This is a genomic window from Klebsiella sp. 141251, from assembly GCF_050600725.1.
Taxonomy (GTDB): Bacteria; Pseudomonadota; Gammaproteobacteria; order Enterobacterales; family Enterobacteriaceae; genus Klebsiella; species Klebsiella aerogenes.
In genome coordinates this window covers 430,014-450,739 of record NZ_JAQIRG010000002.1, presented here as the reverse complement: position 1 = coordinate 450,739, position 20,726 = coordinate 430,014, and the positions used below count along the sequence as shown (strand labels likewise).

General features: G+C 56.3%; 22 protein-coding genes. 9 read left to right on the top strand and 13 right to left on the bottom strand.

Annotated features, from left to right (window positions below; translation table 11 throughout):
* Positions 1-13 precede the first annotated feature (13 nt).
* From PGR09_RS06745 to ppk2, 3 genes are all read right to left on the bottom strand, one after another.
* On the bottom strand, positions 14-331 hold the full coding sequence (locus PGR09_RS06745) for a CcdB family protein (RefSeq protein ID WP_072251387.1): 318 nt from the start codon (positions 329-331) through the stop codon (positions 14-16).
* A 5-nt stretch (positions 332-336) separates the two neighbouring features.
* Positions 337-525, bottom strand: coding sequence for a hypothetical protein (locus PGR09_RS06740; protein WP_047048646.1), 189 nt, complete (start codon positions 523-525; stop codon positions 337-339).
* 187 nt (positions 526-712) lie between these two features.
* A complete protein-coding gene (gene ppk2 / locus PGR09_RS06735) occupies positions 713-1,531 on the bottom strand; it encodes a polyphosphate kinase 2 (RefSeq protein ID WP_430915959.1) in 819 nt (272 codons plus the stop codon).
* A gap of 194 nt (positions 1,532-1,725) precedes the next feature.
* On the opposite strand from ppk2, the gene PGR09_RS06730 reads away from it, so the two are divergent.
* On the top strand, positions 1,726-2,034 hold the full coding sequence (locus PGR09_RS06730; RefSeq protein WP_430915958.1) for a monooxygenase: 309 nt from the start codon (positions 1,726-1,728) through the stop codon (positions 2,032-2,034).
* A 2-nt stretch (positions 2,035-2,036) separates the two neighbouring features.
* Here the strand turns inward: PGR09_RS06730 and PGR09_RS06725 are convergent, their stop codons facing one another.
* Both PGR09_RS06725 and PGR09_RS06720 read right to left on the bottom strand, forming a co-directional pair.
* On the bottom strand, positions 2,037-2,222 hold the full coding sequence (locus PGR09_RS06725) for a hypothetical protein (RefSeq protein ID WP_045394141.1): 186 nt from the start codon (positions 2,220-2,222) through the stop codon (positions 2,037-2,039).
* A gap of 53 nt (positions 2,223-2,275) precedes the next feature.
* On the bottom strand, positions 2,276-2,554 hold the full coding sequence (locus PGR09_RS06720; protein ID WP_430915957.1) for a hypothetical protein: 279 nt from the start codon (positions 2,552-2,554) through the stop codon (positions 2,276-2,278).
* Between the two features lie 276 nt (positions 2,555-2,830).
* Here PGR09_RS06720 and PGR09_RS06715 point away from each other — a divergent pair, with 276 nt between their 5' ends.
* The 7 genes from PGR09_RS06715 to araJ all read left to right on the top strand — a co-directional run bounded on the left by PGR09_RS06715 (position 2,831) and on the right by araJ (position 9,404).
* Complete coding sequence (locus PGR09_RS06715; RefSeq protein WP_015366472.1) at positions 2,831-2,962, top strand: hypothetical protein; 132 nt, start codon at positions 2,831-2,833, stop codon at positions 2,960-2,962.
* 153 nt (positions 2,963-3,115) lie between these two features.
* Positions 3,116-4,231 (top strand): branched-chain amino acid ABC transporter substrate-binding protein, encoded by a 1,116-nt coding sequence (locus tag PGR09_RS06710; RefSeq protein ID WP_015366474.1) that lies wholly within the window; start codon positions 3,116-3,118, stop codon positions 4,229-4,231.
* A 111-nt stretch (positions 4,232-4,342) separates the two neighbouring features.
* The gene (locus PGR09_RS06705; RefSeq protein ID WP_032711708.1) at positions 4,343-5,257 is read left to right on the top strand and encodes an ABC transporter permease subunit; all 915 of its coding nucleotides are present in this window, start codon (positions 4,343-4,345) and stop codon (positions 5,255-5,257) included.
* 9 nt (positions 5,258-5,266) lie between these two features.
* A complete protein-coding gene (gene livM / locus PGR09_RS06700) occupies positions 5,267-6,553 on the top strand; it encodes a high-affinity branched-chain amino acid ABC transporter permease LivM (RefSeq protein WP_430915956.1) in 1,287 nt (428 codons plus the stop codon).
* On the top strand, positions 6,550-7,422 hold the full coding sequence (locus PGR09_RS06695; RefSeq protein ID WP_047048628.1) for an ABC transporter ATP-binding protein: 873 nt from the start codon (positions 6,550-6,552) through the stop codon (positions 7,420-7,422). The genes livM and PGR09_RS06695 overlap by 4 nt, the downstream gene beginning before the upstream one ends.
* Complete coding sequence (locus PGR09_RS06690; protein WP_047048625.1) at positions 7,422-8,138, top strand: ABC transporter ATP-binding protein; 717 nt, start codon at positions 7,422-7,424, stop codon at positions 8,136-8,138. Before PGR09_RS06695 ends, PGR09_RS06690 begins: the two co-directional genes overlap by 1 nt.
* An 84-nt stretch (positions 8,139-8,222) precedes the next feature.
* A complete protein-coding gene (gene araJ, locus PGR09_RS06685) occupies positions 8,223-9,404 on the top strand; it encodes an MFS transporter AraJ (RefSeq protein ID WP_047048623.1) in 1,182 nt (393 codons plus the stop codon).
* Here araJ and PGR09_RS06680 read toward each other — a convergent pair whose 3' ends face one another.
* The 7 genes from PGR09_RS06680 to adhP form a co-directional block, all read right to left on the bottom strand.
* Positions 9,405-10,496 carry an alkylhydroperoxidase domain protein gene (locus PGR09_RS06680; RefSeq protein ID WP_320886520.1) on the bottom strand — a complete coding sequence of 364 codons (1,092 nt, stop codon included), beginning with the start codon at positions 10,494-10,496 and terminating at the stop codon, positions 9,405-9,407.
* A 9-nt stretch (positions 10,497-10,505) separates the two neighbouring features.
* On the bottom strand, positions 10,506-11,492 hold the full coding sequence (locus PGR09_RS06675; RefSeq protein WP_430916010.1) for a putative FMN-dependent luciferase-like monooxygenase: 987 nt from the start codon (positions 11,490-11,492) through the stop codon (positions 10,506-10,508).
* Positions 11,492-13,093 carry a dipeptide ABC transporter ATP-binding protein gene (locus PGR09_RS06670; protein ID WP_430915955.1) on the bottom strand — a complete coding sequence of 534 codons (1,602 nt, stop codon included), beginning with the start codon at positions 13,091-13,093 and terminating at the stop codon, positions 11,492-11,494. Before PGR09_RS06670 ends, PGR09_RS06675 begins: the two co-directional genes overlap by 1 nt.
* On the bottom strand, positions 13,090-13,941 hold the full coding sequence (locus PGR09_RS06665) for an ABC transporter permease (RefSeq protein ID WP_430915953.1): 852 nt from the start codon (positions 13,939-13,941) through the stop codon (positions 13,090-13,092). Before PGR09_RS06665 ends, PGR09_RS06670 begins: the two co-directional genes overlap by 4 nt.
* Positions 13,938-14,882, bottom strand: coding sequence for an ABC transporter permease (locus PGR09_RS06660; RefSeq protein WP_430915952.1), 945 nt, complete (start codon positions 14,880-14,882; stop codon positions 13,938-13,940). The genes PGR09_RS06665 and PGR09_RS06660 overlap by 4 nt, the downstream gene beginning before the upstream one ends.
* 9 nt (positions 14,883-14,891) lie before the next feature.
* Complete coding sequence (locus tag PGR09_RS06655) at positions 14,892-16,514, bottom strand: TIGR04028 family ABC transporter substrate-binding protein (protein ID WP_430915951.1); 1,623 nt, start codon at positions 16,512-16,514, stop codon at positions 14,892-14,894.
* A gap of 158 nt (positions 16,515-16,672) precedes the next feature.
* The gene (adhP, locus tag PGR09_RS06650; protein WP_015366486.1) at positions 16,673-17,683 is read right to left on the bottom strand and encodes an alcohol dehydrogenase AdhP; all 1,011 of its coding nucleotides are present in this window, start codon (positions 17,681-17,683) and stop codon (positions 16,673-16,675) included.
* A gap of 253 nt (positions 17,684-17,936) precedes the next feature.
* Here adhP and PGR09_RS06645 point away from each other — a divergent pair, with 253 nt between their 5' ends.
* The gene (locus tag PGR09_RS06645; protein ID WP_047048599.1) at positions 17,937-18,878 is read left to right on the top strand and encodes a bifunctional helix-turn-helix transcriptional regulator/GNAT family N-acetyltransferase; all 942 of its coding nucleotides are present in this window, start codon (positions 17,937-17,939) and stop codon (positions 18,876-18,878) included.
* A 46-nt stretch (positions 18,879-18,924) separates the two neighbouring features.
* Here the strand turns inward: PGR09_RS06645 and PGR09_RS06640 are convergent, their stop codons facing one another.
* Positions 18,925-20,640 (bottom strand): ABC-F family ATP-binding cassette domain-containing protein, encoded by a 1,716-nt coding sequence (locus PGR09_RS06640; protein WP_047048594.1) that lies wholly within the window; start codon positions 20,638-20,640, stop codon positions 18,925-18,927.
* Between the last annotated feature and the right edge of the window lie 86 nt (positions 20,641-20,726).

Here is a 20,726-nt window from a genome sequence, read left to right as displayed (position 1 = left end):
TATCGGGGCGGGTTTACGTATTTGTTATAAGCGCATCGATGGCGGAAATAACAGCCGTTCTTTCTTTATGTAAATTACAGACGAAATATTTATTATTCAGGCGCTGCTTTGCTACGCTGGTTATTCCCGGGGTGTTGAGGAATAGCTTTTGAAAGCCAATATTTACTAGTGGAGCTGCAGGGTGATAATGACTCGCCATATGTATATGATAACTCAGTGGCAAAACTAACCTTGATGATAAATCATCATAATAATCATGTTTAATCACCATAAGATAAGGTTGGAGTTCATTTGTCCTCGGTGATGGATTACGATAAACATCAAATTGCATGATAACTAAATCCCTTCGAAGAATGGGTCTTCCGACAGTAAACCGGCGCGCGCGGTAAATTCATTCATGGCATTTATGAATTCCTGGTGTTGCTGTAGTCTTTCCGCATCACTAATGGTTTGCCGATCGAAGGTCTGTTTAATCGCCGCATCAGACTCGTTTCGCTGTTTTTTATTCATCGCATTGCTATTCATTTTCTGCTCCCTGTGATTAACAGTCTGATTATCTCTGCATTAAACCGGAAAATAAATGTCGTTAACAACGCTTTTTTATATTTTGCGAGCCGGGTTCCAGAGCAACGCAACAGATGAAATATTAACGTTTATTGTAATAATCCTCTGCGCAGGGGGAATACTGCGCAAAGGTGATAAAGCTATTCCTTCAAAACTTCTCAGGAATAAACCGGAAAGGAAAATGGGTCGGTTTCACTTTGCCAATTTTACGTTTCGGTAAGGTAATGTGTTCCGTTGGTAAAGCCTCGTAGGGGATCTGCGAAAGCAGATGGGTAATAATATTCAGGCGTACGCGTTTTTTATCTTCCGAGCGGGCGACAAACCACGGCGCCCAGGCGGTATCGGTGGCGGCAAACATCGCATCACGCGCTACGGTGTAGTCATCCCAGCGGTTGAAGGATTTAATATCCATCGGCGATAGCTTCCAGATTTTGCGTCCGTCATCAATACGGTCGCGCAGGCGCCGTTCTTGCTCCTGCGGCGTTACCTCCAGCCAGTATTTCAGTAAAATAATGCCGGAATCGACCATCCCTCGCTCTACCATCGGCGCGCCGTCGAGGAATTTTTGCACCTCCTCCTCGGTACAAAATCCCATCACCCGCTCAACGCCGGCCCGGTTGTACCAGCTGCGATCGAAAATCACTATCTCGCCGGCGGCGGGCAGATGTTTGATATAACGCTGAAAATAGAGCTGGCTGCGTTCGCGCTCGGTTGGCGCGGGCAGGGCGACGACGCGGAAAACCCGGGGGCTGACGCGTTCGGTTATCGCTTTGATGGTGCCGCCTTTGCCAGCGCCATCGCGACCCTCGAAGACGATGCATACCTTAAGCCCTTTATGCACTACCCACCGCTGTAGCCTGACCAACTCGACGTGCAGTTTACGCAACGCCTGCTGATACTCTTTCTCGCTTAACGGCTCCGTTTTGGCGGGTATGACGGGCGCAACAGTGTTCTTTTTGTTTCCCATGGCTGTCCTCATGCGTGGTGGCCTGAAAGGCAGGTCGCTGTTTAAAGTGTAATCAGACCCAGGCAAAGCGGCGAAAAACTTCTCATTCAGCGGAGAGAGAAAGATAGCCATTAAGCGCATCATCTCACTGCTGATTAATCAGGAATCGGGTAGGATAGTCTCGTCAATTAGCTAAAATCATTCAGGGAGAGAGTATGTCGAAAAAACTTTTGCAGGTGCACTTTGCTTTTAGCGGCCCGTTTGGCGATGAAATGTCGGCGCAATTAGCCGAGCTCGCGCAATCTATTAACCATGAGCCCGGTTTTATCTGGAAGATCTGGACGGAGAATAGCGCCACGCAGGAAGCCGGCGGCATATATCTGTTCGAAGATGAACAGAGCGCGCAGGCTTATGCGAAAAAACACGCCGCACGCCTGCGGCAATTTGGCGTGCAGGAGATGTTCTACAAGATTTTCGACGTCAATTTACCACTCAGCCAGATTAACCACGGGCCGCTCAATTAAGGTTACATATAGCGCTCAAACTGCCATGCCGCCACGGCTTCGAGGATAAACAGCCCGGATACAACGAGACCCGCCACGCGATGGCGGGAATAAAATAGTATTCCCGCGACCACGGCTAACACCGGTAACGTAATGGGCCAGCAGGCGACGATAGTAATCCAGGCGATGATCAGATAATCCTTCATCATGGCGAATACTCCATGGTCAATGTTTACCGGCGCGCACGATGCGTCGGTAAAAATCAGAATTCGACGACGCCGCCTTGTTCAATACGGTCAATATCATTGGTAACGGGATTCACCTTTTCGTTGTAATAGGTGTAGGCATTAACGTCGGGCGACATCGTTAATTTTGGTTGTTCCGTTTTCGATTCAGGCGATTCTGCTGGTGGATTAACGGCAAGGTCTGCCGGCTCCGGCGGCGTATAATGTAACTGGTCGGCGAGATTACCCGCTGCGAAGGCGCAGGCGTTAATAGAAAGCGCGCTGATGGCGATAATAATTAATTTTTTTAAAGTCATGATTTTCATCCATGAGGCGAAACCCGCCACGGCGGCAGGTAAAAGAGCAAGGCTTAAGATAATACGTAAAAGAAGTTAATGTTTCAAAGCGTAAACGCCGTCTGGCAGCATAAAGTTGCTATTCATCGGCAATTCTTTATGGTGGCGACCTGTATTGCCGAGCATTCCCCATGCTCTCGTTATTAATTTCACATTAATGCAGCAAAATTTTCACTAGTTTTGATCATCACCGCACTTTTGCACCAGCCCGGTGCGCAAGGTTGCTAAAGTCGTTCTATGTTTAGCTCACTGTCGGTATGGACACCAGCGTTCCCGGCAGGCCACGTGACGGCAACAGACCTCCTGACCTGTAAAGACTGGCGCATTGCCGGGGTGGTACCGATTGCGGTCACGCTACGCGACTATTAGTAATCGATCTGGCGATACCTCTCTTCCTGGCGGGTTTTTTGCTTTATCTACCGAAGCCGCTACGGCTTATTCCAGCATTGGCACGTTACGCTGTAAGTGGTTTTTACTGCGCCAGTTTGTGGCGTCTGTTCGATATCGCTGAGGACTATCCGAATGTCTTTAAAACTTAAAAAGTTGACTCTGCATTTTGCAATAGCAGGTTGTTTGAGCGCGGCATTTTATGCACAGGCGGATGTGAAGATTGGCGTGGCCGGCCCATTTACCGGGCCGAATGCGACCTATGGCGCCCAATACTGGAAAGGGGCATCGCAGGCGGCGGCTGATATTAATGCCGCCGGGGGGATTAAAGGCGAAAAAATTGTGCTGGTGCAGGGCGATGATGCCTGTGAACCCAAGCAGGCGGTGGCAGTGGCTAACCGCCTGGTCGACGACTCCGGCGTCTCGGCGGTGGTGGGTCATTTCTGCTCTTCCTCGACGATGCCCGCCTCCGAGGTCTATGACGAAGCCGGCATCCTGACCATCACGCCGGGTTCCACCAATCCGCAAATCACCGAACGCGGAATGAAAGATATGTTCCGCATGTGCGGGCGCGATGACCAGCAAGGGGTGATTGCCGCCAACTACATGCTGGATGTGCTGAAGGCGAAGAAGATCGCCGTCATTCACGATAAAGATACCTACGGTCAGGGATTAGCCGATGCGACGCGCGCGGCGCTGGCTAAACGCGGGACGAAAGAAGTGTTGTATGAAGGCTTATCCCGCGGGGAAAAAGACTTTAATGCCCTGGTAACCAAAATCGGCGCCCTGAAACCGGATGTGGTTTATTTCGGCGGTTGCCACCCGGAAGCCGGCCCGCTGGTGCGCCAGATGCGCGAGCAGGGCGTCCAGGCTAAGTTCTTCTCCGGCGACTGCGTGGTGACCGAAGAGTTAGTTACCGCCGCGGGCGGGCCGCAGTTTACCAATGGCGTGTTAATGACCTTCGGTAAGGATCCGCGCACCATTCCTGAAGGTAAAGCGGTGATCGACAAATTCCGCGCCAGCGGTTTTGAACCGGAGGGCTATACCCTTTACGCCTATGCTTCGATTCAGGCTATCGCCGCCGCCTATAACGCCGCCGGTACCGATAATGCCAAAGCCAGCGAATGGTTAAAAAACCATAGCGTCGATACCGTGATGGGTAAAAAAGCCTGGGATGGCAAAGGTGACCTGAAAGTATCGGATTACGTGGTTTATCAATGGGATGATAAAGGCAAATATCATCAGCTGTAACCCGGGATTGTAGTGCGCATAACGTCCTCATCAGAGGGGCGTCGTACCACCATAAGCAGCAGACGTTAAGGCCTCTGCGTCTGCTGCATCTTGACTGGCAGGATGGTTCATATGGCGGCATTCTTTCTGCAACAACTGATCAATGGCTTAACGCTTGGCGCGGTATATGGGCTTATCGCCATTGGCTACACCATGGTTTATGGCATCATCGGTATGATTAACTTCGCCCACGGCGAGGTATATATGGTCTCAGCCTATCTGTGTGCTATCGGGCTGGCGCTGTTGGCCTACTTTGGTATTCACTCCTTCCCGCTGCTTATTTTCGGCACGCTGGTGTTTACGATTATCGTCACCGGGGTGTACGGCTGGGCCATCGAACGCATTGCTTATCGGCCGCTACGTAACTCAACGCGTCTGGCGCCGCTGATCTCGGCAATCGGTATGTCGCTGATTTTACAAAACTACGTGCAACTGAGTCAGGGCCCCAATCAACAGGGGATCCCGACGTTGATGCACGGCGTATTGCGGATTACGGTAGGTGATGGCGTGGTGCAAATCACCTGGACCAAAATCTTCATCCTGCTCGCCGCCTTCGTCGGCATGGTGGTACTGAGCTGGATAATCAACCACACGCAGTTAGGTCGGGTTTGCCGCGCGACCCAGCAGGATCGGCGGATGGCGGCCATTCTCGGCATTAACACCGATCGGGTGATCTCGCTGGTGTTTATGATTGGCGCCGCCATGGCGGGCCTCGCCGGGGTGCTGGTGACCATGAATTACGGCACGTTTGATTTTTATATCGGCTTCATTATCGGCATTAAGGCCTTCACCGCGGCGGTACTGGGCGGGATCGGTTCGCTACCGGGGGCGATGCTTGGCGGCCTGCTGCTGGGCGTCGCCGAGGCGCAGTTCGCCGGGTTAGTGAACTCGGATTATAAGGATGTCTTCTCGTTCGCATTGCTGGTGGCGATTCTGATTTTTCGTCCGCAGGGGCTTCTGGGCCGTCCTGTGGTGGCCAAGGTCTAAGGGGGACATATGACCGATATTTCCCGTTTAGACGGCATCGACGTCAAACGCAGCGTTATTGATAGCGTGCTGGCCGGTTTATGCGCGCTGATAGTCTTTGGCCCTATCGTCGGCATCGTGCTGAAGGGGTACAGCTTTACGCTTTCTCCACAGCGCGTCATCGTGCTGGTGGCGGTGGTGATGGTGGGGCGGCTGTTGCTCAGTCTGCTTTTGCAAACCCGCGGGGGGAAGCGGTTTGTCGGACGTTTTGAAGGCAACGACCAGGGGGTATTTGTCCGTGCCCCCGGCTATCGTAGTCGGCTGCGTTTTGTCCTGCCGCTGCTGGCGATCGTGGCTATCGTTTTCCCGTTAATGGCCAGCAAGTATCTGCTTACCGTGGCGATCCTCGGGCTTATCTACGTCCTGCTGGGGCTGGGATTAAACATCGTGGTGGGTCTCGCGGGGTTACTTGATTTGGGGTACGTCGCCTTCTACGCCATTGGCGCCTATGGCCTGGCGCTTGGCTATCAATACCTTGGCTTAGGTTTCTGGGCAATGCTGCCGCTGGGGGCGGTGATGGCAGCGCTGGCAGGAGCATTATTGGGTTTTCCGGTATTACGAATGCATGGCGACTACCTGGCTATTGTGACGCTGGGATTCGGCGAAATCATCCGCCTGGTGCTCAACAACTGGGTGAGCTTTACCGGCGGCCCCAACGGCGTTTCGGTGCCATCGCCAACGCTCTTCGGCCTCGAGTTTGCCCGGCGAGCCAAAGAGGGCGGCACTCCGATTCATGAATTTCTGCATATTGCCTACAGCCCCAACCTTAAATTTATCTTTATTTATGCCGTGTTGTTTATCGTGGTGTTAATGGTGTTGCTGATAAAACACCGCCTGACCCGGATGCCGATTGGCCGGGCCTGGGAGGCGCTGCGGGAAGATGAAATCGCCTGCCGGGCGATGGGGCTGAATCACGTGCTGGTTAAGCTGTCCGCGTTTATGCTTGGCGCGTCGACGGCCGGCATCGCCGGCGTCTTTTTCGCGACTTATCAGGGGTTCGTCAACCCGACGTCGTTCACCTTTTTCGAATCGGCGCTGATCCTCGCCATCGTGGTATTAGGCGGCATGGGCTCGACATTGGGAGTGGTGCTGGCGGCTTTCGTCCTGACGGTCACGCCGGAGCTGCTGCGCGGCTTTGACGAATACCGGGTTCTGCTCTTTGGCGTGCTGATGGTCCTGATGATGATCTGGCGCCCGCGCGGGCTGGTGCGCACCGGGCGTACCGGGGTGGAAATCCGCAAAGGAGTCGCGCCATGAGCGATGCAATATTGCAGGTCGAGCATCTGATGATGCATTTTGGCGGAATTAAAGCGCTGAATGATGTCAACCTTGAGGTTGAACGCGGATCGATTACCGCCCTGATTGGCCCGAACGGCGCGGGGAAGACCACGGTGTTTAATTGCCTGACCGGATTCTACCGCGCCAGCGGCGGCGCCATTCGTCTTAATGCCCGGCAACGAATGACCGACGTGATTCAGGTTCTCGGGCAGAAACTGCATGCCGATGATTTTTTCCATCCTGCGCGCCTGGGACGGCGGATGTACTACAAAATGTTCGGCGGCGCGCATCTGGTCAACCGCGCCGGGCTGGCGCGTACCTTCCAGAACATCCGCCTGTTTCGCGAAATGACGGTGATTGAAAATCTGATGGTGGCCCAGCATATGCAGGTCAACCGCCACTTGATCGCCGGGATCCTGAACACCCGCGGCTATCGGCAGGCGGAGAACCGCGCATTAGAGCGGGCCTTTTACTGGCTGGAAGTGGTGGAAATGGTTGACTGCGCCAATCGGCTGGCGGGAACGCTCTCTTATGGCCAGCAGCGGCGACTGGAGATCGCCCGCGCGATGTGTACCGGGCCGGAAATACTGTGTCTTGACGAACCCGCAGCCGGACTCAATCCGGCGGAAACGCGTGCCCTGAGCCGGATTATTCGTTTTCTGCGAGAACATCATGGCGTCACCATACTGCTGATCGAACATGATATGAGCCTGGTGATGGAAATCTCCGATCGCGTGATTGTGCTCGACCACGGCGATGTAATTGCTCATGGCACCCCGGCTGAGATCCAGGCCAACCTGAGCGTGATCGCCGCATACCTTGGTACCGATGAACAGGAGATTGCCTGATGAGCCAACCGTTGCTGGAATTTCGCGAGGTTAATGTTTTTTACGGGCAAATCCAGGCGCTGAAGTCGGTATCGCTAACGGTCAATGAAGGCGAAACGGTGGCGTTAATCGGCGCTAACGGCGCCGGAAAATCCACGCTGCTGATGTCCATTTTCGGCCAGCCGCGTATTTCCGCTGGCAGTATTATCTATCGCGGACATGATATTAGCCGCCAGTCGACGCACTATATCGCCACCAACGGTATTGCCCAGGCGCCGGAAGGACGACGTATTTTTGCCGACATGACGGTGGAAGAGAATCTGCTGATGGGCACTATTCCCATTGGTAATCGTTATCAGAATGAAGATAAAGCGCGGATGTATCAGCTGTTTCCACGGCTGGAAGAGCGTCGCGCGCAGCGGGCGATGACGCTCTCCGGCGGCGAGCAGCAAATGCTGGCGATCGCCCGCGCGCTGATGAGTCGGCCAAAGCTATTGCTATTAGATGAACCGAGCCTGGGTCTGGCGCCGCTGGTGGTGAAGCAGATTTTCAGCATCTTGCGCGAGTTGACCGCTCAGGGTATGACGCTGCTGCTGGTGGAGCAAAATGCGTACCACGCGCTAAAACTGGCTAACCGCGCGTATGTACTGGTCAACGGCGAAATACGTCTGAGCGGTAGCGGCGCAGAGTTGCTGGATAACCCGGAAGTCAGAAATGCTTATCTGGGGATGGGTTAAGTTTTCGTCGGTCGTAAGGGGAGAAAACAGGGTGTGAAATCGGTTACACTAGCGTCGTGAATGCACATTAAAGTGACCGACTAGATGAAGAAAACGATTTTTTCCTTAGCGCTGGGAACCTTTGGCCTCGGAATGGCGGAGTTTGGCATCATGGGGGTATTGCCTGAAATCGCCCATGATGTCGGCATTACCATCCCCGCGGCCGGCAACATGATCTCGTGGTACGCCTTTGGCGTGGTGTTTGGCGCGCCTGTCATGGCGTTGTTTTCCAGCCGTTTTTCGCTGAAATCGGTGATGCTGTTCCTGGTGGCGCTATGTGTGGCAGGCAACGCGTTATTTACCTTCTCCTCAAGTTATCCCATGCTGGCGCTCGGTCGCTTTATTTCAGGTTTTCCTCACGGTGCTTATTTTGGCGTCGGGGCGATTATCTTGTCGAAAATCGCCTCGCCGGGCAGGGTTACCGCGGCGGTCGCCGGGATGATCGCGGGTATGACGGTGGCGAACCTGCTTGGCGTACCGGCTGGCACCTGGCTTGGCCATCAGTTCAGCTGGCGTTATACCTTCACGGCCATCGCGCTATTTGATGTGCTGGTGCTATTGGCGATACTGCGCTGGGTGCCGACGCTATATGACAAATCCGCCTCCCGGCTCAGCGAACAATTCCATTTCCTTAAAACCCCGGCGCCGTGGTTTATTTTCGCCGCCACGATGTTCGGCAATGCCGGCGTTTTTGCCTGGTTTAGCTATATCAAGCCCTTCATGATGAATGTCTCCGGCTTTAGCGAGTCGGCGATGATGTTAATTATGATGCTGGTCGGATTGGGGATGGTTTTAGGCAATCTCTTTAGCGGCAGGATCTCTGGACGCTACAGTCCGCTGCGTATTGCGGCGATGACTAACGGCGTCATTGTCGCGGCGTTACTGCTCATCTTTGCCTTCGGCATACAGCCGCTGGCTTCGCTGGCGCTGGCGTTTATCTGCTGCGCCGGGCTCTTCGCACTCGCCGCGCCGCTGCAAATATTACTGCTACAAAATGCCAGAGGCGGAGAAATGCTCGGGGCGGCGGGCGGGCAAATAGCGTTTAACCTCGGCAGCGCGATAGGCGCCTACTGCGGCGGAATGATGATTACCTTTGGCGCAGGTTGGCGTTCGGTGGCGCTGCCGGCGGCAGCGCTGTCGTTCCTGGCGATGAGCTCGTTGCTGCTGTATGCGCGATATCAGCGGCGGGTAACGCGTCATCGCGTTACCCAGGCAGAGCAGGTCTGATTAATCCCGCCACGGTTCGCCAAGGGTTAGCATCAGGCGGTTAGCCCAGGCGAAGAATGCCGCCGATTGCAGCAGATCCAACTGTTCGACGATATCCAGACCCTGCTGCTCCAGCGCGCTGAGATGCGCTGAGGTTATCGCAGGCGGGGTAACGGAAAGCGCGGCGGCGGCGTCAATCTCCGCCTGCCAGCGCGGCCCTTGACCATCGCTGAGATTCTCCCCAGGCGTCACCGCCAGCAGGGTCTCCACCGCTCGCTCATCTTTTGCCAACTGCGCCGCCTTGCGCGCGTGTACCGACGCGCAGTAGATGCAGCCGTTGATTTTACTGGCCACCGTTGCCGCCAGTTCACGTTCGGCGCGCGGCAGGCCGCCCGGCGTATAGAAAATACCTTTATCGGTTAGCGTGCGCTGTTCAAGTACCGGTTGGTTGCGCGCCAGCAGGCGGAAGTAGGGGGAGTCACTGTGGCCGAACTGCGCCAGCAGCGCCTGCTCGGCGGGATTAAATTCAGCCAGCGGCTTATCGGCAATCCACGGTTCCCAGTGTAATTCATCGCGCGTAAAGGCCACCGGCGCAGGTTTACCGCTGGCAGTCCTGGGATGTGTGTGCCAGTAGCCGGCGACCACCGGGGTCTCGGCCGCAGAGATTGGTTTGTCATTTAACAAACGCAAGCCGCTCAGCAACCGGCTTTGAAAACTGACAAACGCAATAAGCTGCGCCAGCGTTACGATACCGCGCAGGCTCCAGCCCGCGTCGCTAAGCGTTTGTAACGCCGCGGGCGTCGCTTCCACCGGAGTAAAGGTCAGCAGGCGAGCAAACCCCAGCGCGGCGGCAAGCCGTGGGGTTGTCGGGTCGGCAATGCCGAAACCGGCGTAATGCGCCGCCAGCGCGTCTGCCTGATGAAGTCTGGCCACTTTTGCGGCGATGGCGAACCGTTCCTCGAGCGGAAAATCCTCATCCTGTTGACTAAATAGCACCTCGTAACTTCCCTGGGCGTGGCGGGTCGCAGCGTCGCGTAACGCGCGGGCCTTGCCCAGCGGTGAATCGGCGGCGATCTCCGCCAGTTCAGCCAAAATATCCTGACTTAAGCTCATAGCGACTCCTTATCTGAATTGCGGGGCAATGTGTTTAGCGATGAGTTCGATAGAACGCAGCGTGTCCTGATGCGATGGCTCCACCGAATGAACCTGAAACGAAATGTCAGTCACCCGGGCTAGCACGCTGTCATTAGCCAGCGATGCAAGCACATGCGGCGCATCGCCAATGTGGGCATCAAGCTGGCGAGCGTAATCCGTGACGGTGTCACCAATAATCTCGTGGCCGGCGGCGCGATGGGCTGCCGCCTGTTTACTTAAACCCGGCTCTGCGGCCTGTAGCGCATACCCCTGGCTGTCGGCAATAAACGCGGTACGGGAGGCCAGAATTCGCGGCGCCACGCCGGATGGCAGCGCGGCGAGGTAGGCGTCGATAATCGGGTTCTGAATCGCATCCAGCGGCAGCTCGCTTTGACCTGGCGGGCGCGGCTGTGTGCGCGATAGCATCAACCCGTGGCCGGATTTCGCGGCCCGAATAGCGCCTTCAATCGAAAAGGTGGCGATCCAAATCCGTTTTGCCAGCTGCGGCGCAGGCGGATAAAGATGATTGTCCGGATGAGCCAACGTATCGCCGCGCCAGGCGCTTTCAATCAAATGCAGATGATCGGCGAAGACCGCGCCGCGTTGTTCGCAGGCCAGGCCAAAAGGGAGAAAAGAGGTCGGCGTCCCGCCGGAACCAAAGCCCACTTCCAGGCGACCCTCAGCGAGTAAATCCAGCACTGCCGCATCTTCCGCGACGCGCAGCGGGTTTTCCATCGGCAGCGTAATGATGGCGGTACCGAGACGGATCCGTTGCGTATGGGCCGCCGCATGGGCAAGAAACACCAACGGCGACGGTAATCCGCCTTCATTTTCATGAAAATGGTGTTGCGCCACCCAGGCGCTATCAAAGCCCAGCCGTTCCGCGTGGCGGATCTGCTCCGTCGCCAGGCGATAGCGCTCTTGCGGCGCGGCGCGATCAAGTAGCCGGGTGAAAAATCCGAGACGTTTAGGCATCATGCAATCTCCATGCTGGGTGCGTGATAATGAGGAATGGCGGCGAGCAGCTCGCGGGTATAGTCGTGCTGCGGCGCGGCGAACAACTGCTTTACCTCGCCCTGTTCGATGACTTGCCCGGCGCGCAGCACCGTCACGCTATGGGCGATGCGACGCACCGTCGCCAGATCGTGGGTGATAAACAGATAACTCAACCCAAGCTGTTGCTGTAATTGCAGCAACAGGGCGAGAATTTGCGCCTGCACAGTGACATCCAGCGCTGAGGTGGCCTCATCGAGCACCAGAATCGTGGGCTCGAGGATCAGAGCCCTGGCGATAGCGACCCGCTGACGCTGGCCGCCGGATAGCTCGCGAGCGGTTCGGTTGAGTAGCTCCGGCGCCAGCGCGACGCGGGCGGCGGCGGACTCGACCCGCTGGCGTCGCGCATCTTTGGTCAGGCGCTGAAAATTCTTCAGCGGCTCTTCGATAATGTCGAACAAGGTCTGGCGAGGATCGAGTGAGGCGAAAGGGTTTTGATAAACAAACTGAATTTTGCGCCGCAGCTGGCGCTGGGCCTCGCGGCTCAATTGTCCGCTGGCAATACCGTCAATGGACACCTGTCCGCTATCGGCCTGCTCAAAACCCAGTAAGATACGGGCGAGGGTGGTTTTTCCTGAGCCCGATTCGCCGACCAGCGAATGGGTACTGCCACGCGGTAAAATAAAGCTTACGTTATTCAGCGCCTGCAGATGGCCGCCCCCTAACGCAAAGCGTTTGCTCACGCCTTCAACCCGTATTGCCGGCGTAACAAACGGGTGAATGGCGGTGGTTAAGTGCAGGTTTTGTCCCTGTAGATCGCACAGCAACTGGCGGGTATAGCCGTGCTGTGGGGTGCGGATAACATCACCCGTGTTGCCCTGTTCCTGAATTTCACCGTGACGAAAAACCACCAACCGGTCGGCACGCTGCGCCGCCAGCGCGAGGTCATGGGTGACAAATAGCACCGCGGTGCCGGATTCACGACGCAAATGATCGAGCAGATCGAGGATTCTTTTTTGTACCGTCACGTCGAGCGCGCTGGTCGGCTCATCGGCAATAATCAAATCCGGCTTCAGGGCGATGGCAATCGCGATCAGCACCCGCTGCTTCATACCGCCGGAGAGCTGGTGCGGATACTGCTCGAAACGCTGCTCTGGATGGCTTAAGCCGACTTTTTCCAGCAGGGCGATAACCTGCTGTCGACGCTCGGTTTTACTGCTTTTTTGATGCAGTCGGAGTATTTCGCCGACCTGCGCGCCGATGGTCTGCACCGGATTCAGCGAGTTGCCGGGATCCTGCGGCACCAGGCTGATTCTGGCCCCGCGCAGGCTATCCAGCCGCTTGCCAGACCAGCGGCTAATCTCTTCACCGTTGAGGCGAACCGCCCCGGCATCGAGGCGGGCGTTTTCCGCCAGCAGGCCGATAATCGCCTGAGCGGTTGTGGTTTTACCCGAACCGGATTCGCCGACGAACGCCAGCATCTCGCCGCGTTTAACCGTAAAACTCACCCGATGAACCACTTCGCGCCACTGCCCGCCCGAGCGGTAGCTGATGGTCAGATTTTCTACGTTAAGCACGTTCATCGGCGATCCCTATTGAGTTGTTGGCTGATACGATTGGCTGCCAGTACCACGGCAATGACCGCGATTCCGGGGAAGGTGGTGAGCCACCAGGCGGTGGAAAGATAGTTACGCCCCTCGGCGATAAGTAATCCCCATTCCGGCACCGGCGGCGGAGTGCCATAGCCGAGAAAACTCAGGGTTGAGAGGGCGAGAATAGCCTGGCCGAATTGTAGGGTGGCGAAAGCCAGCACCGGCGAAAGCGAGTTAGGCAGAATATGCCGCCAGAATACGGACAAAAAAGTGCCTCCGCTTCCGTAGGCTGCTTCGACATAGTCGCTGTGACGAATGCGCACGACTTCGGCGCGCGACAGTCGGGCGAAACTGGCGATAGCGGCAACGCCAACCGCCATGGCGGCGTTCAGGGTGCCAAAACCGAGCAGTATGATTACCGTTAGTGATAGCAGGAGCGAGGGAATAGCCAGCAGAATATCGACAATCCGCATGACGACCGCTTCGACCCGCCCGCCCAGCGCGCCGGCAACGGTGCCCAACGCCGTGCCGACAACCAGTCCCATAGCGACGGCGGCCAGGGCCGCGGACAGCGAATGCCCTGCGCCGTAGACGATTCGGCTCCACACATCGCGACCGAGCTGGTCGGTACCCAGCCAGTGTCCCGCCTGCGGCGCCAGACGCTGGGCGCCAGCGATGCCGTCGAGCGGATTAAACGCGGTAAACCATTGCGGCGCGAAAGCCATTAGTACCGCAACCGTCATCACCGACCATGCCAGCCACAGTCCAGGCTGGAAGGAAAAACGGCGCCAGTTCACCGGACGGCGTCGTGCCGCCGAGGCATAATCGACCAGACTCATAGCGCACCTCCGCGCAGGGGTTTTAAGCGCGGGTCGAGCATCGGCATCAGCAGATCGACCAGCAGATTGATCGCGACAAAGCCCAGCGCTGAAATCATCACCACGGCCTGAAGAATGGCAATGTCCTGATTATTCACCGCCTGCTGCGTCAGTTGGCCGAGCCCGCTGCGGCCAAAAACGGTTTCGGTAATTAAGGCCCCGGCGATCAGTTCTCCCAGCAGCAGGCCGGCAATGTTTAATGTCGGCAACAGAGCATTGCCGGTGACATGCCGCCATAACACCCACGTTTCGCTCATTCCCTTGGCGCGAGCAACGGCAACGAAGGGTTGTGCGGCGATGTGATCCATGGTGCGTAACAGAATTTGCGCCAGCGGCGCGGAAATCGGTATCGCCACCGCGATAACGGGTAGCACCAGGCCTTGCAGAGGTCCGGGATTGATAACCGGGACCCAGTGCAATTGGAATGAAAAGATCTGGATTAAGGCGATGCCGAGCCAAAAGGTCGGCAGTGAAATAAACAGCACCGGCAACGACTGTAGCAGATTGCTGATACCGCGTAGCCCCGGCAAACGCGAAGCGATAGCGATCGCAAAGGCCAGCAGAACCGCCAGCGCGAAGGCCGGCAACGCCAGCGACAGCGTGTCGGGTAAATTGCTGGCAATCAGGGAACTGACAGGCAGTCCCGCCTGGAGTGAATAGCCGAAATCCCCCTGCAGCATGGCCAGCAAGGTATGCAAATATTGCCGCCACAGCGGGCTGTCTGCACCATAGGCCACACGCATTTCAGCGATCTGTTGCGGGCTCAGCCCCAGATCGGGGTTCTGAAACTTAATCAAAATCGCGTCGCCGGGAAGTACCTGCAGCAGAAAAAAGGTCAGGGTGAAGGCCGCCCACAGCACCAGCACGCCTTGTCCCAACCGTCGCCAAAGATAGTGGCTCATGGCGCCCCCTTAGTGTTTATCCAGCCATACGCCGTAAAACGACGGACGGCCTACGGCTTCAAAACGTACGCCTTTTACCCATGACGCGCCGGCAAAGACCTGCGGTTCTTCAAAGATAGGAATGACGTAGGCGTTATCCAGCAGGTAACGCTGTGCATCGCCAGTTAGCTGCAGACGCTTTTGCCCATCCACTTCGGCAGAGATTGCGGTTAACAGGGCGTTGAGCTTATCGTCACGGAAGGATTTTACTTTGTCGCTCGAACCGCCCTGTTGCAGCAAGGCATCGCGATTAGCCGGGAAGAACATACTCTTCACCACGTCCGGGTCGGCGCGACCAACTTCAGAAACGGTTAATGGCGTTTTCAGCGGGTCGAGATTATCCAGTACCCGGCTGCCGGCGTCGCCGGCTTTCACGCTTAAGGCCACGCCAACCTGACGCCACTGCTGCGCGACCAGCTGTAGCACCTCTTTGTTCTGCGGCTGCGGCAGGGATTCATAGACGGTGAGCGCCAGCCGTTGCCCCGCTTTTTGTCGGATACCATCCGCGCCCGGGATCCAGCCCGCCTCATCCAGCAGCTGTTTGGCTTTCTGCTGATCGAAGGCCAGTTTGTCGCTTAAGTCGACGTATCCCGCGGCGGTGCGGGCGATGACGGAACTTGCCTGCGGATAGTTAGGTGAGAAAAGGGTTTCGACAACCTGTTTGGCGTTGGTCGCATGCAGTAGCGCCTGGCGTACCCGCTGGTCGGCAACCAGCGGATTATCAGGGCGGAAGCTCAGGCTATCGTTAACGCCGCGCGTCGGCGCGGCATAAATATTAAAGCCCTGGTCGGTCGCCTGTTTTTCATCATAGGCCTGCACCTGGCGAATAAACCCGGCCTGTCCCGCCAGCAGTGCGCCAATACGTACGCTATCTTCCGGCGTGACGATATAGGTAATACCGTCGAGGTTCGCCGGGCCTTGCTGAGCAAGATTTTTCGGCCCCCACTGATAATCTTTCCGCGCCACCAGGGTTAGTTCGCGTCCGGGTTTTTCATCTTTTACCGTAAAGGGGCCGGAACCAATGATATGGCGGGCATCGCCCAGCGCCTCAAAACTTCGCGCCAGGGTGCTGAGGGAAACCAGCCCGGAGCCAATCGTCGCGGTACCTTGCAGGAATCCCGGTGAGGGTTTTTTGAAGTAGAATTTGACGGTCAATGGATCGATGACTTCGCTACGATCGTAATTGTTGATCACTTCGGAAACCGGCAGACGTAGGGCTTTATTGCCCAAACCGTAAGTATCAAAATTCTTTGCGACCGCGTTGGCATCGAGCGGGGTGCCGTCAGAGAAGGTGACGCCAGGTCGCAGCTTAAAGGTATATTCGGTCTTATCGTCGTTGCTAGTCCAGCTTTCGGCGATCCACGGCTCGATAGCTAGCGTTTCCGGGTTTTGCCAGGTCAGCTTGTCGGTTATCTGATTGAGGATCCCGCCGTTAGGGTAAAAACCGCCGGCCGGCGGATAGAGATTGGTGTGCGGCTGTTGTTCCAGATAAATTAAGGTGCCGCCTTTGATCGGCGTTTGCGCGGCCGAAACTGAAAATGCGCCTGCGATAAAAAGGGCGGCAAGCGTAGGCAGGCGAAAACGATTTTGCATGGTGAATTCCTTTGTTATCTATTGTCTTGCCATCATCGGGCGCGACGGAATACAAAGGAACCAACGATTTGCGCTAAGCATTTGCGAATTCTGACTATTCCCAACATGCGGGAATAGTCAGTAGGTTAGACTTTTTCGTCTGGCAGAGTCAGACAGAATTAACGGCGGAAATCGATAACCATGCGGCCGCGGATTTGGCCCTGTTCCATCTCCTTAAAGATGGCGTTGATATCGCCAAGCGGGCGCAGAGTGACTTTCGGCACCACTTTGCCTTCGGCGGCAAACTGGAAGGCTTCAATCAGATCCTGACGGGTACCGACCAGCGAACCCACTACTTCAATACCGTCCAGCACCAGGCGAGGGATATCCAGGCTCATCGCTTCCGGCGGTAGGCCAACGGCGACGACGCGGCCGCCGGCGCGAACCGCATCTACGGCGGAGTTAAATGCCGCTTTAGCAACGGCGGTAACCACGGCCGCGTGGGCGCCGCCGGTTTTCTCCTGAATGATTTTGGCGGCGTCTTCGTTGCGGGAATTAACCGTCAGGTCGGCGCCCATCGAGGCGGCAAGCTCCAGCTGTCCGTCGTTGACGTCAACGGCGATCACTTTGGCATTAAAGACGTTTTTGGCATATTGCAGCGCCAGGTTACCCAGGCCGCCGAGGCCATAAATGGCAATCCACTGGCCGGGTTTGATGTGTGAGACCTTCACCGCTTTATAGGTGGTGACGCCGGCGCAGGTGATGCTGCTGGCGGCGGCCGAATCCAGTCCATCCGGCACTTTGACCGCGTAATCAGCGGTGACGATACACTCTTCGGCCATCCCGCCATCGACGGTATAGCCGGCATTTTTCACCGAGCGGCACAGGGTTTCGTTGCCGCTATTACAGTATTCGCAGTGGCCGCAGCCTTCGAAGAACCAGGCCACGCTCGCGCGATCGCCCGGCTTCAGCGACGTCACGCCAGGGCCGACTTTTTCCACGATGCCGATGCCCTCATGGCCAAGAATGACGCCGGTTTTATCGCCGAAATCGCCGTTTTTCACGTGCAGGTCAGTGTGGCAGACCCCGCAGCATTCCATTTTCAGCAGCGCTTCGCCATGCTCCAGCGGGCGTAACTTTTTGTCGGTTACATCAATCTGGTGGTCGTGGGTGACTACAGCAGCTTTCATGCGTTTCTCCTTGTTAATGATACGAAGGTGCTAACAGCGAAAATAATACTCATTAAGGATTAGATCTTATGTCGCTAATTACAAGCGGTATGGTTGGGAATGGGGGGATTTGCCGCATATTTGGCACAATATTCATCCGTTTATACTAATTTTAGGGGGCTTAATCGGCATTGCGCTACGTGCGTCAGGGTGATTGACAGGGTGAGCGAATGGTGGTTGTATGATGCAACTATCTTGATTCATGGATGTCACCATGTCTGACACTTTACTTATCGATCAAATTCGTTGCGCATCACGATTGATGGTGCGCGAGCTCGGCTTTATGAACAGCACGCTGGCGGCCACCGACTATTCACCTTCAGCGGTGCATGCGCTGCTGGAGATTTCTAATCATGGCGCGATGACCGCCGCGCAACTGGTGCAGGTATTGGGGCTGGATAAATCGAGCGTCAGCCGCATGCTATCGCGCCTGCAGACCGCTAACGAGATAGAGGAAAATGGTTGTGTTGATGACGGGCGTTTTAAACAACTCTCATTGACAACCAAAGGGCAGGCGACGGTCGCCCGCATTCATGAGTACGGCGCCATGCGGGTGATTGAGGCGCTGGCGCATTTGGATAGCGCACAGCAGCAGATCGTTGCCGAGGGGTTGACGGCCTATTCGTGGGCGCTTGAGCGCTGTCGTCAGCAGCCGGTCACGAGCAGACCAAACGACATCACGATAGTCACCGGCTATCAGCCGGGAATGATTGGCCGCATTGCGCAAATGCACGGTGAGTATTACGCCCGGCATTACGGCTTTGGCCATTTTTTTGAAGGTAAAGTCGCCAGCGGTCTGGCTGAATTTTCTGGCAGGCTGAACAATCAACGTAACCAGATTTGGCTGGCGGTCAAAAATGGCGTCGTCGTCGGCTCTGTCGCCATTGATGGCGAAGACCTCGGTAATAATGAAGCGCATCTGCGCTGGTTTATTCTCGGCGATGGCTGTCGTGGCAGCGGCGTGGGGCGGCGCTTGCTGACTGAAGCCATCAACTTTTGTGATAATCAGCGCTTCGATGCGGTTCAGCTATGGACATTTAGCGGCTTGCAGGCGGCGCGTAAATTATATGAATCCTTTGGGTTTACGCTGAGTAAAGAGTGGCGGGGCGATCAATGGGGGAAGACCATGCTTGAGCAACAGTTTACCCGCCGCTAAAGCCGTCATGCCACCGGGGCGCTAAAGCTCCGGTGGCATAAGCGTGTTAACTCAACTGTATATTAATTTCCTCAATCTCCTGACGCCACTGCGCCTGTAGCTGCGGTTTCTGATGCTTCGGCTTACGCTGCAGATCGTCCGCCAATAACTGCTCCAGCATCACCAGACGTTCCAGCAGATCCTCTTGCAGGTCGTCGACGGTCGTCGCCTGCGGCGGCGTTTGGGTCGCCGGGCTCTGAAGGCGCTCGTTGCCGCGCAGACGGGTGTACACCTCGTCGACGTCGTGCCACTCGCTTAACCCGTCTTCATCAATTAACCAGAAGCGGTTACAGCTCTGGCTGATGAGCTGTCGATCGTGGCTAACCAGCAGCAGGCCGCCGGGATATTCCCGCAACGTCGCCGCCAGCGCCTCTTTACCCTCCATATCCAGATGGTTGGTGGGTTCATCGAGCAGCAGAAGGCTATAGCTTGCCAGCGACAGGCCGACAAACAGCAGTCGCGAACGTTCGCCGCCGCTGAGGGTGCTGACCTTCTGCCCGTGTCGCGCCCAGCCGAAGCCGGCGGAAATCAGCGCCCGCTTGCGCGTTTCCGGTGAAGGCTCAAAGGGCTCCAGCGCCTCCAGCAGGCTGGCCTCATCCGCCAGTTGATGCAGGGTTTGATCGTAATAACCCGCATGGAGCCGCGGATGTAAACGCAGGCCGGCTTCGCTAGCCGGTTGCTGCATTTGCCGCCATAACAGGCGCAGCAGCGACGATTTCCCGCCGCCGTTGCGACCCATTATCGCTACCCGGTCGCCGCTTTGCAGCCGCGCCACACCGGTGGTGAACAGGGCGGGAAGACCCGGCGCCGGCGGAACGGGGAGATTTTCCATCTCCAGCAGGCGATCGGCGCGAACGGCGTCGCCATGCACCTCAAGACGCCACGGCGTGCCGGCGGTGAGTTCCGTCTGGCTATCCTTCAGGCGTGAAACCTGCCTTTCCATCTGCTTGGCTTTACGCGCCAGATCTTCGTTATCGTAAACCCGGCCCCAGATGGCCAGCCGTTTGGCGCTGGCAGCGACGCGGTCGATCTCTTTTTGTTCCGCTTTGTGGCGCAGAGCATCGCTTGCATCTTGCTCTTCCAGCGCCCGACGGGCGGCGCTGCAGGGGAGTGAGAAAGCGTGCAGCGTTTTATCGCGTAAAATCCAACTGGTATTAGTTACAGCATCCAGTAAGAGGTTATCGTGCGACACCACCACGAAGCTCCCCTGCCAGGTTTGTAAAAAGCTTTCCAGCCACAGCAGGGTCGGCAGATCGAGATGGTTGCCTGGCTCATCCAGCAACAGCAAATCGGGTTGTTGGATCAAGGCGCGGGCAAGCAACAGACGGGTATGCTGTCCGCCGCTCAGGGTGGCGGCTTGCTGTTGGGTCTGTTGAACGGTAAAACCCATTTCAGCGAGCAGCCGCTCCGCTTGCCAGCGCAGCGAATCCCGTTCGCCAGGCGCCAGTTTTTCCAGTACCACCTGTAATAACGGTTGGCTGAGTAGGGCATCAGGAAGATGTTGTTCTACTCGCGCCAGCAGGCAGTGATTAGCCCGCGATACGCTGCCAGAATTCGGCGTGAGAGTGCCGTCGAGCACCTGCAATAGCGTGCTTTTGCCGCAACCGTTATAGCCAATCAGGCCAATGCGATCGCCTTTTTTCAGGGTAAAGGAGAGGTCGTTGAAAAGTGGGCCAAAGGCCGTATCAACGTGGAGAGATTGTGCGCTTAAAAGTGTGCTCATTGTGAACTTACTCAAGAGTTACAGGCATGAGAATGCCTCGTCAAACATCGCTGACGATAACCCGGTAAGCCCGAGGAAGGGATTTA

What these genes read in the sequence shown, in the direction of transcription:
- PGR09_RS06745 (WP_072251387.1), bottom strand. Translation starts at nt 331, where the DNA reads ATGCAATTTGATGTTTATCGTAATCCATCACCGAGGACAAATGAACTC.
- PGR09_RS06740 (WP_047048646.1), bottom strand. Translation starts at nt 525, where the DNA reads ATGAATAGCAATGCGATGAATAAAAAACAGCGAAACGAGTCTGATGCG.
- ppk2 (WP_430915959.1), bottom strand. Translation starts at nt 1,531, where the DNA reads ATGGGAAACAAAAAGAACACTGTTGCGCCCGTCATACCCGCCAAAACG.
- PGR09_RS06730 (WP_430915958.1), top strand. Translation starts at nt 1,726, where the DNA reads ATGTCGAAAAAACTTTTGCAGGTGCACTTTGCTTTTAGCGGCCCGTTT.
- PGR09_RS06725 (WP_045394141.1), bottom strand. Translation starts at nt 2,222, where the DNA reads ATGATGAAGGATTATCTGATCATCGCCTGGATTACTATCGTCGCCTGC.
- PGR09_RS06720 (WP_430915957.1), bottom strand. Translation starts at nt 2,554, where the DNA reads ATGACTTTAAAAAAATTAATTATTATCGCCATCAGCGCGCTTTCTATT.
- PGR09_RS06715 (WP_015366472.1), top strand. Translation starts at nt 2,831, where the DNA reads ATGTTTAGCTCACTGTCGGTATGGACACCAGCGTTCCCGGCAGGCCAC.
- PGR09_RS06710 (WP_015366474.1), top strand. Translation starts at nt 3,116, where the DNA reads ATGTCTTTAAAACTTAAAAAGTTGACTCTGCATTTTGCAATAGCAGGT.
- PGR09_RS06705 (WP_032711708.1), top strand. Translation starts at nt 4,343, where the DNA reads ATGGCGGCATTCTTTCTGCAACAACTGATCAATGGCTTAACGCTTGGC.
- livM (WP_430915956.1), top strand. Translation starts at nt 5,267, where the DNA reads ATGACCGATATTTCCCGTTTAGACGGCATCGACGTCAAACGCAGCGTT.
- PGR09_RS06695 (WP_047048628.1), top strand. Translation starts at nt 6,550, where the DNA reads ATGAGCGATGCAATATTGCAGGTCGAGCATCTGATGATGCATTTTGGC.
- PGR09_RS06690 (WP_047048625.1), top strand. Translation starts at nt 7,422, where the DNA reads ATGAGCCAACCGTTGCTGGAATTTCGCGAGGTTAATGTTTTTTACGGG.
- araJ (WP_047048623.1), top strand. Translation starts at nt 8,223, where the DNA reads ATGAAGAAAACGATTTTTTCCTTAGCGCTGGGAACCTTTGGCCTCGGA.
- PGR09_RS06680 (WP_320886520.1), bottom strand. Translation starts at nt 10,496, where the DNA reads ATGAGCTTAAGTCAGGATATTTTGGCTGAACTGGCGGAGATCGCCGCC.
- PGR09_RS06675 (WP_430916010.1), bottom strand. Translation starts at nt 11,492, where the DNA reads ATGCCTAAACGTCTCGGATTTTTCACCCGGCTACTTGATCGCGCCGCG.
- PGR09_RS06670 (WP_430915955.1), bottom strand. Translation starts at nt 13,093, where the DNA reads ATGAACGTGCTTAACGTAGAAAATCTGACCATCAGCTACCGCTCGGGC.
- PGR09_RS06665 (WP_430915953.1), bottom strand. Translation starts at nt 13,941, where the DNA reads ATGAGTCTGGTCGATTATGCCTCGGCGGCACGACGCCGTCCGGTGAAC.
- PGR09_RS06660 (WP_430915952.1), bottom strand. Translation starts at nt 14,882, where the DNA reads ATGAGCCACTATCTTTGGCGACGGTTGGGACAAGGCGTGCTGGTGCTG.
- PGR09_RS06655 (WP_430915951.1), bottom strand. Translation starts at nt 16,514, where the DNA reads ATGCAAAATCGTTTTCGCCTGCCTACGCTTGCCGCCCTTTTTATCGCA.
- adhP (WP_015366486.1), bottom strand. Translation starts at nt 17,683, where the DNA reads ATGAAAGCTGCTGTAGTCACCCACGACCACCAGATTGATGTAACCGAC.
- PGR09_RS06645 (WP_047048599.1), top strand. Translation starts at nt 17,937, where the DNA reads ATGTCTGACACTTTACTTATCGATCAAATTCGTTGCGCATCACGATTG.
- PGR09_RS06640 (WP_047048594.1), bottom strand. Translation starts at nt 20,640, where the DNA reads ATGAGCACACTTTTAAGCGCACAATCTCTCCACGTTGATACGGCCTTT.